Below are 15,963 nucleotides of genomic sequence, written 5' to 3'. Positions count from 1 at the left end.
TGGGTCCTCTCCGCTCAGGTGGTGATCGCGTACCGGTGAGCGACCTGACGCGCCACCAGCACCGACGTGTCCAGGGGGCCTCGGTCGTCCAGCACGCGCGCCGCCTTCCAGCTGACGAAGGATCCGGTGTGGGTCACCGGGTCCAGCTCGTCCTCCACGACGACCGTCGTGTCGAGGCCGGTCAGCGCGCGCAGCCGGGCGGCGACGCCGGCGGTGGTGCCGTCCCGGTCGGGGTGGCCCGGCAGCAGGTCGAGCCGTACGGTGACGCGGTCGCCGCCCGCCTCGTCGCGGTCGATGACGACCTGGTAGCCGAGGCAGCCGGAGACCGTGTCCAGGACCGCGGTCTCGAGCTCGGCTGGCTGGAGCACGGAGTGGCCGAGCCGGATGCGGTCGGCGGCCCGGCCGACCACCTCGACGACATCGCCGGGCAGCGGGGCGCCGGGCGGCGCCGCGGTGATCCGGACCAGGTCGCCGGTGCGGTAGCGGATCAGCGGCTTGATGCCGTCGACCAGCATGGTCAGGACGAGTTCGCCCTCGCCCCGGGTGCCGAGGAACTCCCCGGTGTCCGGGTCGACCAGCTCGAAGAGGTAGTTGGGCTGCGACAGGTGGAGCTGTCCGGTGTCGGCGCCGGTCGCGATGCACAGCGACTCCTGGGAGCCGTACAGCGTCGGCCGGACCTGGGCGTGCGGCCACACCGTGGCGACGTCGGCGGCGAACTCGGGGGTGCAGATCTCGCCCAGCACGAGGAACAGCTTCACCGGCAGCCGCGCCAGGTCGTAGCCGTAGTGCAGGGCGGCCTTGGCGAGGCTCAGACAGAGGGCGGGGGCGCAGACGATCACCTCGACGCCGAGGTCCTCGATCAGGCGCAGCGCCTTCTGGAAGCCGACGCGCGGGGACTCCGGCCAGATCTTGACGTGACAGGCGCCCAGCGCGGCGGTCACCGAGGTGAACACGTCGCCGAAGGCGTACAGCTCCGAGGGCCCCATCAGCCCGACGACGGGCATCCGGTCGCCGAAGTGCGCGCGCAGCACGCGCCGCCAGGACTCCTCCACGGCCGCGTTGCTGGTCGCGATGTCCCGGGGGCCGCGCGGGCAGGGCGTGGACGGCCCGGTGGTGCCGGTCGTCTCGTAGAAGACGGCGGCGTCGGCGGGACTGCCGGAGAGCACGTCGTACATCTCGCGGCGCAGGTCGTCCTTGGTGGTGAAGGGGAGTTCGGCGAGGGTGTCCGGGGTGACCCGGGTGACGTCCACGCCGGCGAGGTGACGGCGGTAGAACGGCGAGCGCTCGGTGACGTGCCGCAGGACGGCGGTCAGCCGCTCGGTCCGCCAGCGCTCCATGTCCTCGTCGGCCAGGGTGCCGTCGTGGAAGGCGCGCAGCACCGGCTCGTACGACTCCCAGAAGGCGGGCAGGCCCGGGTCGCCGGAGGAGAGCGGGGCGGTGGTGCTCATACGGCGTCCACCAGCTCGTTCAGAGGCAGACCGACCCGCTCGTTGCGGTCGCCACCGGCCAGCGCGTCACGGCCGGTCAGCTCGCGGTGCTCGCGCAGCAGCGTGATCATGTCGGACATGCGGTCGACCAGGCGCTCGACGTTGCGCAGCCCCTCGTCGTCCTTGGCGGCGTCGCCGCGGTGCAGCGCGTGCACGGTCGCCGGGAAGCCGCTGCCGACCAGGATCATGCGGTTGAGCAGGGCGTTGACGGTCAGCTGGGCCCACACCTCGCCCGCGCTGTAGCGCCGGGCGACGGAGATGATGCCCGCGACCTTGTTGCTCAGCGGACGGTCGAAGCGCAGATAGCCGACCCCGGCCCGCTCGATGAAGGTCTGCATGAGGCTCGCCGTACCGAAGCCGTGCACCGGGGCGGCGAAGACGATGCCGTCGGCCTCGATCATCCTGCGCACCACGGAGGGGATGTCGTCGCCCACGGCGCAGACGACCGTGCGGTCGTTGCAGTCGCCGCACGGGCCGCACCGCTCCATCCGGACGTTCCGCAGGTCGACGACCTCGAACTCGACACCGAGCGCACGGGCGTGCTCCGCCGCGTGCCGGAGCACGTCCGCGGTGTTGCCATCCCGCTCGGAGCCGTTGATGGCGAGGATCTTCGGTGCTGCGGTCATGGTGGTGCCTCCTAGGAATCGGGCGGCGGTGACGGGGTGGGCAGCGCCGAGCGCTGCCGGGCATCGCGGGGGCACGCGCGCACCGGTCGTGACGGCCGCACCGGACCGGTCGTCGGAATCGTCGCGGCTCGGGACAGACCGCGCATCTCCTTGCGTGCTTGTTTGAAACCGCGCCCCACAAGGGAGTTGACGCACCGTCAGCAGGCATGGCCGAGGGGCGCGACGCGCTCGGCGCCGCGCCCCTCAGGCGTCGTTCTCAGACCCCGGTGCGCTCCGCGGCGGGTGCCCCGGCCGTGGCTTCCGCCCCCGCCGGCTCCGTCGTGCCGGGCTCCTCCGCCGGGCTCCTCTCCCGCAGCTTGAAGGCGACGGCGACGGCCACGGCGGCCACCGCCGCGGACGCGACCCAGCTGACCGTGTGCAGCGAGCTGGTGAAGGCGTCACGGGACGCCGTCACCAGGTCCTGCCCGGCGCCGCCGGACAGCTCGCGGGCGGCGGCGGTGCCCCCGGCCACGGTCTCCTGGGCGGCCTCGGCCAGCGGGGCGGGCAACGAGGCCGGAATCTGCCCGGCCATCTCGTCCCGGTAGAACGCGGCGCCCAGAGTGCCGAGGAAGGCGAGACCGAGCGTCGAGCCCAGCACGTTGCTGCTCTCGGACAGCGAGGCCGCGGCGCCCGCCTTCTCCACCGGCACGGCGCCCACCACGAGCCCGGTACCGAGGGCGAACAGCGGACCGACACCGAAAGCGACGAGCGCGATGCAGACGACGACCCCGACGACCGAGCCGTCGCCGCCGACCTGGGTGAGGGCGAGCAGCGCGAGGAGGGAGACGCACAGCCCGCCCACCATCGCGGTCACCGGCTTCATCCAGCGCAGGAACAGCGGGGCGAGCAGCACGCCCGCGGCGATGCCGCCGCCCGTCGGGGCCTGCCAGAGCCCCGCCGCGGTCGGGCTCAGTTCCGCCACGGTCACGATGTACTGGCTGGTGAGGAACGAGGTTCCGGCGAAGGCACCGGAGGCCACGGCCATGCCCGCCAGTGCGACGGAGAAGGCCGGCCTGCCGAACAGCCTCAGGTCCACGAGCGGGTCGGCGAGGGTGCGCTGGCGACGCAGGAACACCGCGCCCGCGCCGAGCCCGACGGCCAGCGACAGCAGAGCCAGCGGGGTCGAGCTGTGGGCACCGCCCGCGGCGAGCTCCTTGACGCCGTAGATCACCGGGAGGATCGCGAACAGGGACAGCGCCACGCTGATCAGGTCGAGCGGGCCGCTCGCCCTGCCCGTGCGGTACTCGGGGAGCAGCAGAGGTCCGGCCACCAGCAGCACCACCATCACGGGGACGCCGAGGAGGAAGACCGAGCCCCACCAGAAGTGGCCCAGCATCACCCCGCCGACCAGCGGACCGACGGCCGCACCGCCGAACTGGCAGGTCGCCCAGAGCGAGATCGCGAGGCCGCGCTCCCGGTCGTTCCGGAACATGTTGCTGATCAGCGCGAGGGTGGAGGGATTGAGCGTGGCACCGGCGACGCCCAGCAGGGCGCGGGCCGCGATCAGCATGCCGGGGCTGCTCGCGTAGGCGGCGAGCAGGGACGCCGCGCCGAACGCGGCGGCACCGATCAGCAGCAGCTTGCGCCGCCCGATCCGGTCACCCAGGTTTCCCATGGTGATGAGGAAACCGGCGAGCATGAACCCGTAGATGTCGGTGATCCACAGCTGCTCGGTGCCGCTGGTACCCAGGTCATCGCTGAGCTGGGGCAGCGCGAGGAACAGGACGCCGATGTCGAGTGCGATCAGCAGGGTCGGCAGGGCCAGAACGCCGAGGCCGATCCACTCGCGTCGTCCCGCCTTCGCCCCGGCGACGGCCTGGGCTGCGTTCGTCATGACGGACACCTCTCTGACTACGGCCCGTTCAGGCTCCGGCGACGGCCTGGGTGACGATCTCGCTGACGCGCTCGAAGGCGCTCGCCTCGGTCGGGTTGAAGCGGTTCTTGGTGAGGGCGAAGGCGACCTTGGTACGGGTGTCGGCGTAGGCGCCGCTGCCGCCCATGCCCTGGGCGCCGAAGACGTTCAGGGTCTGCTGCGGGTCGCTGCCCGGGCGGCCGAGGAAGTAGCCGAGGCCCTTCGGGGACGGCGCGAACACGACCTGGTCGAGGTCGTCGACGGCCACCGCGCTGATCTGCTCCAGGCGCTCCTGCGAGACGAGGCGGACCCCGTCCACCTCGCCCAGCAGAGCCGCGTACATCTTGGCGACACCGCGGGCGGTCATCGTGCCGCCGGCCGGGATGTCGGAGGCGAGGATGTCGGAGCGGTTGCCGTAGGAGGCGCTGGGCATGATGGCCGGCGGCGCCGCCTTGAGCAGCGGGAAGTCCTCCGGCATGTCACCGAACGCGGCGGGGTCGATCGGCGCGTCCTCCAGGCGGGCCAGCAGGCCCTGCTCGGCCTGCGGGACACCGAGGTAGAGCTCCTTGGAGATACCGAGCGGGGTCGAGACCTCCTCCAGCAGCACCTGCGAGATCGGCTTGCCGGTCGCCCGGCGGACGATCTCGCCGACCAGGTAGCCGAAGGTGACCGCGTGGTAGCCGGTCTGGGTGCCGGGCTCCCACCAGGGCTCGGCGGACGCGACGATGGACGTCATCTTGTCCCAGTCGGTCAGGTCGTCCGGAGTGATGTCGCCCGGCAGACCGGGGACGCCCGCGGAGTGGGTCAGGGCGTGCGCGACCGTCGCGTTCTCCTTGCCGTGCACACCGAACTCGGGCCACAGCTCGGCGATGCGGGTGTCGTAGCCGAAGAGGCCCTTCTCGACCAGGGTGTGCACGACGGTGGCCGTGACGCCCTTGCCGGTGGAGGCGCTCCAGAACGGGGTGTCGGAGGTGACCGGGCGGCCGGTCTCCGGGTCGGCGACACCGGAGACGGCGTCGACGACGAGCTCGCCGTCCACGTAGACGGCCGCCTGCAGGCCGGTCTCGGCACCCGACTCGGTCAGCTCGTCCAGCACGGTCTGAACGTGCTTCTGAAGGTCGCTCATGTCTCTCTTTCCTCGTGTGCGTGATGCGGGGTGGGGGGAAGGCCCGTCAGAGGAGGTCCGACGTGCCGGTCATGGCATCGGGCCGGAACAGCCCGTCCGGGTCGTACGCCAGACGGACGCGGTCCACGGCGGCGATGTCCGCCGCGTCCAGATGGCCCTGCGGCTGGTCGGGACTCTCCACGAACCCCGGCGCGGTGCGACCGGTGTCCCAGGGGGCGAGCGCGGCGCGCAGACGCGCGCAGCGCTCACGGATCACGGGCGCCGGATGCAGGCCGGGAAGTCCCGCGGCCATCACCGCGTAGGCGGCCGGCAGATGGTCGAGGACACCGCCGCGCGGGTCCGGCTCCGCCAGCGCGCCGCCGAGCTGCCGCAGTTCGGCGGCGACCAGGGGGGACGAGGACTCCGGTCCGACCACGTGGAGCAGGGCCTCGGCCCCTTTCCCGCGCAGGTCGCCGACGAGCAGGTGGTCGCCGAGCACCTCCACCGGACCCGGCGGGTCCTGGTGGGCCTGCGCGACCGCCGGGGTGGCGCCCGGCGCCCAGCTGTCCTCCAGCGGGGCGGCGACGGCGCGCAGTGGCCCCAGCAGGTCGTCGGCCCGGCGTCCGGCGGTCGCCAGATCGCCTTCGGCCGGGGCGAGCACCGCACCGGCCACGCACACCACGGGCCCCGAGCGCAGCTCGACCGGGATCTCGGGCACCGGCGGCAGGTTCATGACCCGCAGCGAGGTGGACACCTCGCGCGGAGCGTCGGCGGCCCAGTCGAGCCATCGTTCGAGCAGCCGCTCGGCGTGCCGGCCGGCCCAGAAGGCCGCCCCGGTGACCACCCCGGCGGCCGGGAACAGTTCCAGCTCCACACCGGTGACCACACCGAGTCCGCCACCGCCGCCGCGCAGCGCCCACAGCAGCTCCGGCTCGTGGCCGGCGTCGACCCGGCGCACCTCACCGTCGGCGGTCACGACCTCGACGGCCGTCACCCCGTTGGCCGCGATGCCGGTCCGGCGGCCGTACAGGCTCACCCCGCCGCGCAGCAGATAGCCGACGGCGCCGACGGTCGGCGACGTGCCGTGCGCGGCCGCCAGGCCGTGCCCGGCCGCCGCGGCCACCACCTCGGCCCAGCGGGTGCCGGCCGGGATCCAGGCGGTGCGGCGCGCGGGGTCGACCCGGACCCCGCCGCCGAGTTCGGTACGGATCAGCAGCTGGCCGTCCATCGGCCGGGCCGCCCCGGCGGAGTGGCCGGTGGTGTGCACCCGGACCGGCAGGCCGGCGGTGCGCCCGTACCGTACGGCCGCGCGTACCTCGGCGACCGTACGGGCGGTCAGCGCCGCCGCGGGGCGGGCCGGCGCGGCCTCGTTGAAGACGGCCGCGGCACGCGCGTACTCCGGCTCGCCGGGCAGCGCGGGCCGGATGCCCGTGGCGGCGGGGGCGGTCACGAGTGGGCGCCTTCGGCGACGCCGAAGCGGACCCTGGCGTACTCGCGGGTGGCGACGCTCTGCAGCAGCACGCCGATCCCGGCGTGGCTGTGCTGGGTCGACATGTCGCGCCAGATCCGCTCGATGCGCTCGCCGGAGCGCACCGCGCTCGACCCGGCGGTCGGGAACAGATGCCGCTCCACCGCGCCCCAGGCGAGCTTCAGCACCTCGCGGCAGATGGTGGCGAGCCGCAGGTCCTCCTCACGGGTGAAGTCCTCCGGCGCCCTGGCGCACAGCTCCTCCCACTGGCGCACGGCGTGCAGCAGCGCCGCCTCGGCGGTCGCGACCATGCCCGAGGCGTGCCCGTACCAGTACTGGTAGTCGGGGTCCTCGGCGCGCGAGGTGCCGGTGAAGATGGTGGTGCGCGAGCGCATCAGCTCCTCGTAGGCGTCCAGCGCGCCCTGAGCCATGCCGACCGCCACGGCGGCCGACTCCAGCAGCATGAAGCTCAGCGGACCGCCGCCGTACTGCCCGTTGCCGTGCAGCGCCCGGCCGGGTGTGCCCGCGCTGACGTCGACCTCGCTCAGGTGGGTGGCCTCGATCGCGTAGTGCGCCGGGACCCGCCCGCCCTGGAAGGAGACGCTGTGCGAGCCGCTGCCCTTCAGTCCGAGCTGACGACCCCAGTCGTCGAGCATCGTCCACTCGGAGCGCGGCGCGACGAACAGCAGCAGCTTCGGATCCGCGCCCTCGCCGGACTCCTCGTCCTCGATGACGGTGTGCCCGATGAAGTGCGTGGCGTAGGGGGCGCCGGAGCAGTAGGGGAAGGTGCCGTCGATGATCCAGCCGCCGCCGGGGGCGCGCCGCGCGGTGCCGGCCGGGGTGATGGTCGCCGGGCTGATGAAGTCCCCGTCGGCGAACAGCTCGGCCTGCGTGCGCTCCTCGAACAGCGAGGCGACGGCGAGGGAGTGCGCCGCGCCCAGGCAGTACATCCAGCCCGTCGACGGGCAGCCCCGGGACAGAGCCATCGTGACCTTGAGGAAGGTCTCGGCGCCGAACTCGTACCCGCCGTACCTGCGGGGCACCAGGATCCGGTAGAGACCGGCCCGCGCGAACTCCTCGTGGGTGTCGGACGCGTAGTAGGTGCGCTGTTCGGTCTCCGCCTGCCGGTCCACGAGGCCGGCCGCGAGCCGCTCGGCGCGGCGCACCACCTCCTCGGGGGTGAGGCCCGGCTCCGGCGGCGCGACGCCGACGCCCGGTACGTCCGTGGCGACGAGGGTGGTCATGGGGGTGTCCTTCCCGTGTGGGCGCGTCAGGCCTGCGCGTGCGGAGCTACGTTGGCGTTGCGGGAGAACACGTTCTCCGGGTCGTAGGCGTCCTTGACCGCCCGCAGCCGCTCGTACGTCTCCGGCGGGTAGACGGCGGCCAGGTCGTCGGCGTCCAGCTCGCTGAGGAAGCCGCTGTAGGCGCCCTCGGTGAACGGGGCGAGCGCCGACCAGAACGCGGTCAGCTCCGGCAGAGCGGCCTCGTTGTCCGCGCGAGAGCCGAGCTTGGCCGTGTTCACCATGACCTCCGCGTCGCGGTGTCCGAACGCGGTGGCGCCGGCCGGTACCCGGCCCAGCGCGCCGCCCAGGCTGCGCAGCTCCACGAAGAGGTTGTCGAAGGCGGCCGCACCGGTGAGCAGGGTGTCGACCAGCTCGTCGGAGCACTCCCGCGCGAAGCGGTTGCGCACCATCGGCTCCCAGTCCGGCGGGAGCTCGCCCGCCTGGTCGAGCACGTCCGGGTAGGCGACCAGGTTGATGTCCTTGCTCTCCAGCGTGCCCAGTTCGAGCAGCGGGGCGATGGCCGCGCTCGCGGCGGCGATGTCGTCGCCCGCGTAGCAGACCAGGATGTTGACCGGCGCAGGGTCGCCACCGAACGACGGGAACAGCTGAACGTGCGAGGTCAGCTCCTCGGGCGCCTCGCGCAGCGCGCGGGCCCAGCCCTTCACCACCGGGGCCGCCTCGGCCGCGGGGTAGACGATGGACCCGAAGTGCACCTTCGGCAGCGGCTTGGCGGCCACCTCGAAGGAGGTCACCACACCGAAGTTGCCGCCGCCGCCGCGCAGCCCCCAGAACAGGTCGGCGTGCTCGTCGGCGGTGGCGCGCAGCACCCGGCCGTCCGCGGTGACGACCTCGGCCGCCACCAGGTTGTCGATCGCGAGACCGGTGGCGCGCACCGTCCAGCCGATGCCGCCGCCGACCAGCAGGCCGCCCACCCCCACCTGGTCGGTGTCGCCCGAGGAGAAGGACAGGCCGTGCGGCGTCAGCGCCTGGGCCACCTGACCCCACTGCGCGCCGGGGCCGATGCTGACCAGGCCGCGCTCGGCGTCGAGGACCTCCACGCCGTTCAGCGGCGAGACGTCGACGACCAGGCCGCCGACGTCGGTGCTCAGGCCCGCGTTGCTGTGGCCGCCGCTGCGCACCGAGACGCGCAGGCCCTGCTCGCGCGCGAACGCGAGGGCCAGACGCACGTCCTCGGCGCCGTGACAGCGGACGACGACGTCCGGCTGCCCCTTGTGGACGAAGATGTCCTTCACGTCGTCGTAGGCCGGGTCGCCCGGCAGGACGACCTCGCCGATGACGGACTCGGCCAGGGCGGTCGCCGCAGCGCTGTTCATGGGGTCTCCCGTGGTGGTTCGAGGTGGGCTGGTCGCGTCCCGGCAGGGACGACCGGGTCAGTGGTGGAACTCGCCGCCGTTGACGTCCAGGCACTGCCCGGTGACGGCCCGGGACAGGTCGGACAGCAGGAACAGGACGCTGTCGGCGATCTCCTGCGGCTCGGGCAGCCTGCGCAGGTCGAGATCGGCCGCGACCTCGTCGTACACCTGCTGCTCGGGGACCCCGCGCTCACCGGCGAGGTAGGCGAAGTAGCCCTGGAGGGCGGGCGCCCAGATGTATCCGGGAGCGACCGTGTTGACGCGGACGCCCTGCGGGCCGAGTTCGCTCGACAGGCTCTGGGCGAGCGCCAGCAGGCTCGCCTTCGCCATCTTGTACGTGCCGAAGAGCGGCTTGGAGTGCCGGATCGCCACCGAGTTGATCATGACGACGGAGCCCTTGGCCTCGGCGAGCGCAGGGGCGAACAGCCGGGTCAGCCGCAGCGCCGCGTAGACGTTGGTCTCGAAGCCGGAGCGGATGTCGTCGATGGCCACGTCGGCGAGCGGCGCCATCGGGGGCAGCGCGAAGGCGTTGTTGACCAGCCCGTCCACCCGGCCGAAGGTGTCCACGGCCGTCTTGACCAGTGCCTCGACGGCGGCCTCGTCGGTGATGTCGGTCGGTACGGCGAGGGCCCGGCGGCCGGTCTCCTCGACGGCCGCGGCGGTCTCCGCCAGCACGGAGGCGGTCCGCGCCGCGAGCACGACGTCGGCGCCCGCACGCGCGGCGCCCAGCGCCAGTGCCCGGCCGAGGCCGGGACCGACACCGGACACCACCACGACCTTGTTCTTCAGCAGTTCGCTCACTTGGATCCTTGTTCCTTCTGTCCCTCGGGTCGTCGTCCGCGGCGGCGGGCGCTCAGACGATTTCCTTCAGCGGACGGTCGGCGGTGCGGTTCAGCCACCACTGGACGAGGAAGAGGTTGATGACCCAGCCGAGCCACGGCGCGGTGCCCGCGACCTGCGACCAGATCGCCTGGTTCTGCACGCCGAGGCTCATCAGCAGGACGACGAAGACCCGGCCCCACACGATGTTGATGGCGAAGGCGAAGCTGTAGAGCATCCACATCCGGTGCGCCTGGACGCGCCCCTGCACCGCGCGGGTGAAGCCCATGCCGGTGGTGAACAGCCACAGCACGCCACCGAGGGTGGTGCCGACCGAGGGGCCCATCGACAGCGGTGTGATGAAGAAGGCGAGCAGCGCGGAGGGCAGGACGCCCGCGAAGACATAGGCCCGGCCGATCAGCCGGTGCGCGGCGGGGTGCCGGCGGCGGAGCCACGGCCACAGCTGCAGCACGACCGTCACCAGCGCGATCGTGCCGGTGGCGATGTGGGCGACCAGCATCGGGTAGTGCTGCGGGGCTTCGGGCCGGATGGGTATGAGCGAAGCCTTCGGATCCAGGCCCAGGTACGGCGGCCACACGAAGCTGAGGAACGCGAACACCACGACGCCGAGCGGCAGCACCCACGGTCGCCGCCACCACACCGGGGCGGCGGACCGCTTGGCCGCGGGGCGCGGCTCCACCGCGTCCGGGGCCGGCCTCGTACGGGGAGCCGTGTCCAGGTTCTGCGCCACTGTGTTTCCTCCAGAGAAAAGTCCTGTGCGGGCCGGGTTGATCAGCCGACCCGGAAGCGGTGCGGCCCGCGCTGACCGGGCATCAGGCCCAGGCAGTGGGCGTTGTGGTCGTCGAGGAGGCGCTGTGCCTCGGACCTGGCGAGGGCGAACCGCTCGGCGGGGTCGGCGCCCGCCGTGAGCACGTCGTGCATCGCCGCGGTCAGCGTGTCCTGGATGCCGACGAAGTCGCCGACCAGCGCACCGTCCGCGGCGGTCGCGCGCTCGCCCGCGGCGAGCTGGTCGAGGGCGACCCGGTGGTGGGGGTTCGCCTCGAACCAGCCTTCGTCCTCCAGGAGTGCCCGGGCGGACTCGGTGACGGGGATGAAGCCGCTCGTCTTGTGGCGTTCGGCGGCGTTACGCGGGGTCAGGAAGGTCAGGAGGAAGGCGAGCGCGGCGTCGCGGGCAGCGGGTTCGAGCCCGGCCGCGAGCCACAGCGAGTCGCCCCCGATGACGTTGCCCGCGTAGGGCACCCCGGCGCTGTACGGCATGGGCGCCGCCACGACCTCGAAGCCCCCGTCGTGGCCCGCCTGCACCATCCGGTCGGCCTCCACGGAGGTGCTGAGCACGAACGCGACCCGCTGCTCGGCGAACGCACGGTAGTTGCGCTCCCACGCCGGGTAGGTGTCGTCGCCCGCCGACCGCAGGCCGGAGTAGAGGTAGTGGCCGTCCGCGTGCAGCCCCTGCCACCAGCGGGCGAAGCGCAGCACCGCGGGCGAGTCGGCCTCGACGGCGGTAGCGCGCTCCGTCCGGCCGTTGCCGGGTGTGGCGAGCAGGGCGCCCTGCTGGGCCACCGCCTGCTGGAACAGCCAGCCGTGGTTGGGCCAGGTCACCCCGTGCGAGGGTCCGCCGTCCAGGCGCGCCACCGCCGCGCAGGCGGCGGTCAGTTCCTCCCAGGTGCGGGGCACGGAGCGCACCCCGGCGGCCTCCAGCACGGTGGTGTTGGCGTACAGCAGGGTCGTCGACGTCAGCGGGGGGAGGGCGAAGAGCCCCTCGCCGTCGAAGGTGTAGTAGTCGCGGGCGGCCGGCACCAGGTCGTCCAGGCGCGCGGGCACACCGAGGATCTTGTCGCGGCCGTCGACGGCCCGCTCCACGGAGGTGAACAGTGGCGAGCCGTCGGACGCGAGCAGATCGCGGGAGAGCTGTGTCGAGGTGTAGAAGCTCTGCACGATGGCCGGCGGACGCCCCTCGCGGGCGGCGCGGGCCACTTCCTCGGGGAGCTTCAGATGGTCGACCCCGCGGACCTGGACCCGCACCCCGGGGTGGGTCCGCTCGAACTCCGCCGCCAGTTCCCTGGTCTCGCTCAGGAACAGCGGAACGACCGGGTAGTCGTTGAGCCAGACGTCGAGAACGACCTGGTCGGACATGGGGTTCGGCCTCCGCTCGGGGGAACTGCGAAAGACAGTCGGCGCTCATTCTTCGTGAGCGGAATGCGCACTGCATCTTCTGCCGTGCTCTCAAGGCGGCAATCTGGGATAAGGCCCCGCCGGGTCCGTGGTGCCAGACTCGCTGCCCTGGGCGAGGAGAGGAACACCATGCCTGAAGAGCGCCGCAGGACACGCCCGTTCACCGGCGATGAGTACGTGGAGAGCCTGCGCGACGGCCGCGAGGTCTTCATCTACGGGGACAAGGTCAAGGACGTCACGACGCATCCGGCCTTCCACAACCCGATCCGGATGACCGCCCGCCTCTACGACGCGCTGCACGACCCGAAGCGCCGGCCCGTCCTCACCGCCCCCACCGACACCGGCAGCGACGGCTACACGCACCGCTTCTTCACCACGCCCCGCTCGGTCGACGACCTCGTCGCCGACCAGAAGGCCATCGCCGAGTGGTCCCGGCTCAGCTACGGCTGGATGGGCCGCAGCCCCGACTACAAGGCGGCGTTCCTCGGCACGCTCGGGGCGAACGCGGACTTCTACGGCCCGTTCGCGGACAACGCGCGGCGCTGGTACCGGGAGTCACAGGAGAAGGTCCTCTACTGGAACCACGCGATCGTCCACCCGCCGGTCGACCGCAACCTCCCCCCGGACCAGGTCAAGGACGTGTTCGTGCACGTCGAGAAGGAGACCGACGCCGGCCTGGTGGTCAGTGGCGCCAAGGTGGTGGCGACCGGTTCGGCGCTCACCCACTACAACTTCATCGCCCACTACGGGCTGCCGGTCAAGGAACGTGAGTTCGCGCTGGTCGCGACCGTTCCGATGGACGCGCCCGGGCTCAAGCTGATCTGCCGCCCGTCCTACTCCGCCACGGCCGCTCTGGCCGGCACCCCCTTCGACTACCCGCTGAGCTCGCGCCTCGACGAGAACGACACGATCCTCGTCATGGACAAGGTGCTCATCCCCTGGGAGAACGTCTTCATCTACGGGGACCTGGGCAAGGTCCAGATGTTCACCGCCAAGTCCGGCTTTCCCGAGCGGTTCACCTTCCACGGCTGCACCCGCCTCGCGGTGAAGCTGGAGTTCCTCGCCGGGCTCCTCGCCAAGGCCCTGGAGGTCACCGGAACCAGCGAGTTCCGCGGTGTGCAGAGCCGCCTCGGCGAGGTGCTCGCCTGGCGCAACCTGTTCTGGGGTCTCTCCGACGCCGCCGCCCGCAACCCCGTGGAGTGGAAGAACGGCGCCCTGCTGCCCAACCCCGAGTACGGCATGGCCTACCGCTGGTTCATGCAGATCGGCTATCCGCGCATCAAGGAGATCGTCCAGCAGGACGTCGCCAGCGGACTGATCTACGTCAACTCCAGTGCCGACGACTTCGCCAACCCCGAGATCCGCCCCTATCTCGACAAGTACGTGCGCGGCTCGGGCGGCACGGACGCCGAGGGGCGCGTCAAGGTCATGAAGCTGCTGTGGGACGCGGTGGGCACCGAATTCGGCGGCCGCCACGAACTGTACGAGCGCAACTACGCGGGAAACCACGAGAACACCCGCGTCGAGCTGCTCTTCTCACAGACCGTCAGCGGCCAATTGGATCAGTACAAGAGTTTCGTCGACGATTGCATGAGCGAGTACGACCTGGACGGCTGGACCGTCCCGGATCTCTCCTCCTTCGACGAGCTCAGGAAGACCAGGAACGAAGCGTTCCGTGACTGAGGAGAACACACCCGTGACGAACAGTGTCGAGGAGACCGCCACCCGCATCTGGACGGACATCCTGCGTCCGGCCGCGGGACAGGAGGATCGCTCCTTCTTCGCCCTCGGCGGCCAGTCGGTCTCCGCCGTGCGGATCGTGGCCCGGGTCGAAGCGGAACTCGGTGCCGAGCTCGACATCCGCGTCCTGTTCGAGGACCCGGACCTGGCCGCCTTCCGGCAGGCCGTCGGCGAGGCCGTCGACGCGCTTGCGGAGAGCAGGGCCGCGTGACTGTCGCCGACCTCGCGCCGGCCGAAGGATTCCCGCTCGCGGTCCAGCAGGAGTTCCTGTGCCTGTGGGACAAGGGCGACGACATGGGACCGTTCGGCCCCCGCTTCCACATCGTCGACGGCTGGCGGGTGAGCGGCCGCATCGACACCGCGCTGCTGCAGGCCGCCCTCGACGACGTCGTCGTCCGGCACGAGGCGCTGCGTACCACCGTCGTCCGGGACGCCGAGCCGCGCCACCAGCGGATCCTCGCCCCCGCGCCGGTGCCGCTGGAGGTCCGGGAGCTGCCCGTGACCGACCCGGCCGACGAGGAGGGCCGTCACCTCGCCGGCGAGGAACTGCTCAACGAACTCGCCGCCGACACCATCGGCGTCCGCCGCATGCCGCTGCTGCGCGCGGTCCTCGGCCGCTTCGACGACGAGGACGCCGTCCTCGCGCTGATCGCCCACCACACCGCCGTCGACGCCTGGTCGATGCAGGTCATCCTGCGCGACCTCGCCGCTCTCTACGCCCGGCGCGCCGGAGCCGACCTGCCGCCGCTCGCCCCCGCGCCGCAGTACCGCGAGTACGCGCACTGGCAGCGCTCCGACGAGGCCCGCGAGGCCGAGCGGACCGCCCGCGCGTTCTGGCGCACCAAGCTCGACGGCGCCCGCGCCCTCGCGCTGCCCACCGACCGGACCCGCAGCGAGGCACCGGAGTTCTCCACCTCCTGGCACCGGTTCGGCTGGGGCACCCGGCTGCGCGAGCAGGTGACGACGCTGGCCGCGGGTACCCGCAGCTCGGCCTTCATCGTGCTGCTCGCCGCCTTCAACGTCTTTCTCAACCGGCAGACCGGCGACACCGACCTCGTGGTGCCCACCTTCACGCCGGGCCGTACCCAGGCCCGCTTCCAGGACGCCGTCGGCTCCTTCTTCAACTTCCTGCCGCTGCGCACCGACCTGACCGGCTGCGCCACCTTCCACGACGTGCTCGCCCGCACCCGCGAGAGCTGCCTGGACGCCTACACCCGGGAGATCCCGCTGGCGCACGTCCTGGACGAGGCACCCGACCTCATGGCCAGGGTCGGCGTCGACGGCCTGGCGTCCTGCGTCTTCCAGGTCATCCAGACCCCGTTCACGATGGCGGGGGAGCGGATCGGACCGCTCGCCTACCGGGCCGTGCGCCGCAAGGTGCTCTCGCAGAACGTCGGCTCGGACATCCCCGACGGCACCCTGCTGTGCCTGGAGGTCTCCCCGACCGGAGAGCTCATCGGCGAGCTCGGTTTCAGCAGCAACCTCTACGACGAGAGCACGGTCCGGCGCCTGGTCGCCGACTTCCGCGACGTCCTGAGCGAGCTGATGGCCGACCCGCTCGCCCCGCTGCCGGCCCCCACCGATTTCCCCCCAGCCCCGAACCAGGAGTGACGACAGGTGAAGTTCCTGCTCATCATGCACATGAACCCCGTCCTGTGGGACAAGCTCTCCGAAGCGGAGCAGCAGGAGGTGTTCGACGGCCACGACCGCTTCCAGGAGATCATCCGCGGCAGCGGTGAGATGGTCGGCACCAAGGCCCTCGACGCCCCCACGAACACCGTCACCGTGACCGTCGCGGACGGCGCCGTGCAGTCCGTCGAAGGACCGTACGTGCCCGGCGAATCGTTCCTGTGCGGCTACTACGTCGTCGACGTGGCCTCCAAGGAGCGTGCCGTCGAACTCGCGGCGCTCATCCCCGACGCCAAGCTGACCGCCGTGGAGGTCCGCGAGGTCGTCCACGACGACGGCGCCGAGTAGC

The 15,963-nt window shown here is 72.2% G+C and carries 14 protein-coding genes; 4 read left to right on the top strand and 10 right to left on the bottom strand.

Going from position 1 to position 15,963, the window contains the following annotated elements:
- Positions 1-14: 14 nt before the first annotated feature.
- From IE311_RS32460 to IE311_RS32415, 10 genes are all read right to left on the bottom strand, one after another.
- Entirely contained in the window at positions 15-1,448 is a 1,434-nt protein-coding gene (locus IE311_RS32460; RefSeq protein WP_189835455.1) for a phenylacetate--CoA ligase family protein, read from the bottom strand.
- Positions 1,445-2,113, bottom strand: coding sequence for a flavodoxin family protein (locus IE311_RS32455; RefSeq protein WP_189835454.1), 669 nt, complete (start codon positions 2,111-2,113; stop codon positions 1,445-1,447). Before IE311_RS32455 ends, IE311_RS32460 begins: the two co-directional genes overlap by 4 nt.
- A 256-nt stretch (positions 2,114-2,369) precedes the next feature.
- The gene (locus IE311_RS32450) at positions 2,370-3,986 is read right to left on the bottom strand and encodes an MFS transporter (RefSeq protein WP_189835453.1); all 1,617 of its coding nucleotides are present in this window, start codon (positions 3,984-3,986) and stop codon (positions 2,370-2,372) included.
- A gap of 28 nt (positions 3,987-4,014) precedes the next feature.
- On the bottom strand, positions 4,015-5,130 hold the full coding sequence (locus IE311_RS32445; protein ID WP_189835452.1) for a serine hydrolase domain-containing protein: 1,116 nt from the start codon (positions 5,128-5,130) through the stop codon (positions 4,015-4,017).
- 46 nt (positions 5,131-5,176) lie between these two features.
- Positions 5,177-6,559: an FAD-binding protein gene (locus tag IE311_RS32440; RefSeq protein WP_189835451.1), complete on the bottom strand. Its 1,383-nt coding sequence runs from the start codon at positions 6,557-6,559 to the stop codon at positions 5,177-5,179.
- Positions 6,556-7,821 (bottom strand): acyl-CoA dehydrogenase family protein, encoded by a 1,266-nt coding sequence (locus IE311_RS32435; RefSeq protein ID WP_189835450.1) that lies wholly within the window; start codon positions 7,819-7,821, stop codon positions 6,556-6,558. The genes IE311_RS32440 and IE311_RS32435 overlap by 4 nt, the downstream gene beginning before the upstream one ends.
- 26 nt (positions 7,822-7,847) lie before the next feature.
- Complete coding sequence (locus IE311_RS32430; RefSeq protein ID WP_189835449.1) at positions 7,848-9,194, bottom strand: FAD-binding oxidoreductase; 1,347 nt, start codon at positions 9,192-9,194, stop codon at positions 7,848-7,850.
- Positions 9,195-9,251: 57 nt separating this feature from the next.
- Positions 9,252-10,034, bottom strand: coding sequence for an SDR family oxidoreductase (locus IE311_RS32425; protein ID WP_189835448.1), 783 nt, complete (start codon positions 10,032-10,034; stop codon positions 9,252-9,254).
- Between the two features lie 52 nt (positions 10,035-10,086).
- Positions 10,087-10,803: a DUF2306 domain-containing protein gene (locus IE311_RS32420; protein WP_189835447.1), complete on the bottom strand. Its 717-nt coding sequence runs from the start codon at positions 10,801-10,803 to the stop codon at positions 10,087-10,089.
- Between the two features lie 41 nt (positions 10,804-10,844).
- A complete protein-coding gene (locus IE311_RS32415; protein WP_189835446.1) occupies positions 10,845-12,206 on the bottom strand; it encodes an extracellular solute-binding protein in 1,362 nt (453 codons plus the stop codon).
- Positions 12,207-12,374: 168 nt separating this feature from the next.
- Between IE311_RS32415 and IE311_RS32410 the strand changes: the two genes are divergently transcribed.
- From IE311_RS32410 to IE311_RS32395, 4 genes are read left to right on the top strand one after another with little or no spacing between them, the layout of a single operon-like run.
- The gene (locus IE311_RS32410) at positions 12,375-13,928 is read left to right on the top strand and encodes a 4-hydroxyphenylacetate 3-hydroxylase family protein (protein WP_189835445.1); all 1,554 of its coding nucleotides are present in this window, start codon (positions 12,375-12,377) and stop codon (positions 13,926-13,928) included.
- Between the two features lie 13 nt (positions 13,929-13,941).
- The gene (locus IE311_RS32405; protein WP_189835444.1) at positions 13,942-14,196 is read left to right on the top strand and encodes a phosphopantetheine-binding protein; all 255 of its coding nucleotides are present in this window, start codon (positions 13,942-13,944) and stop codon (positions 14,194-14,196) included.
- The gene (locus IE311_RS32400; RefSeq protein WP_229902302.1) at positions 14,193-15,596 is read left to right on the top strand and encodes a condensation domain-containing protein; all 1,404 of its coding nucleotides are present in this window, start codon (positions 14,193-14,195) and stop codon (positions 15,594-15,596) included. The genes IE311_RS32405 and IE311_RS32400 overlap by 4 nt, the downstream gene beginning before the upstream one ends.
- Before the next feature lie 6 nt (positions 15,597-15,602).
- Positions 15,603-15,962 (top strand): YciI family protein, encoded by a 360-nt coding sequence (locus tag IE311_RS32395; RefSeq protein ID WP_189835443.1) that lies wholly within the window; start codon positions 15,603-15,605, stop codon positions 15,960-15,962.
- The last annotated feature ends 1 nt before the right edge of the window (position 15,963 follow it).

Source organism: Streptomyces zaomyceticus (assembly GCF_014656215.1).
GTDB lineage: Bacteria > Actinomycetota > Actinomycetes > Streptomycetales > Streptomycetaceae > Streptomyces > Streptomyces zaomyceticus.
Note: the sequence above shows the minus strand (reverse complement) of the source record. Positions and strands in the feature narration are given on the sequence as shown.

Coding starts and splice junctions, on each gene's coding strand:
- IE311_RS32415 (WP_189835446.1), bottom strand. CDS start 12,206: ATGTCCGACCAGGTCGTTCTCGACGTCTGGCTCAACGACTACCCGGTC.
- IE311_RS32455 (WP_189835454.1), bottom strand. CDS start 2,113: ATGACCGCAGCACCGAAGATCCTCGCCATCAACGGCTCCGAGCGGGAT.
- IE311_RS32410 (WP_189835445.1), top strand. CDS start 12,375: ATGCCTGAAGAGCGCCGCAGGACACGCCCGTTCACCGGCGATGAGTAC.
- IE311_RS32430 (WP_189835449.1), bottom strand. CDS start 9,194: ATGAACAGCGCTGCGGCGACCGCCCTGGCCGAGTCCGTCATCGGCGAG.
- IE311_RS32445 (WP_189835452.1), bottom strand. CDS start 5,130: ATGAGCGACCTTCAGAAGCACGTTCAGACCGTGCTGGACGAGCTGACC.
- IE311_RS32435 (WP_189835450.1), bottom strand. CDS start 7,821: ATGACCACCCTCGTCGCCACGGACGTACCGGGCGTCGGCGTCGCGCCG.
- IE311_RS32450 (WP_189835453.1), bottom strand. CDS start 3,986: ATGACGAACGCAGCCCAGGCCGTCGCCGGGGCGAAGGCGGGACGACGC.
- IE311_RS32460 (WP_189835455.1), bottom strand. CDS start 1,448: ATGAGCACCACCGCCCCGCTCTCCTCCGGCGACCCGGGCCTGCCCGCC.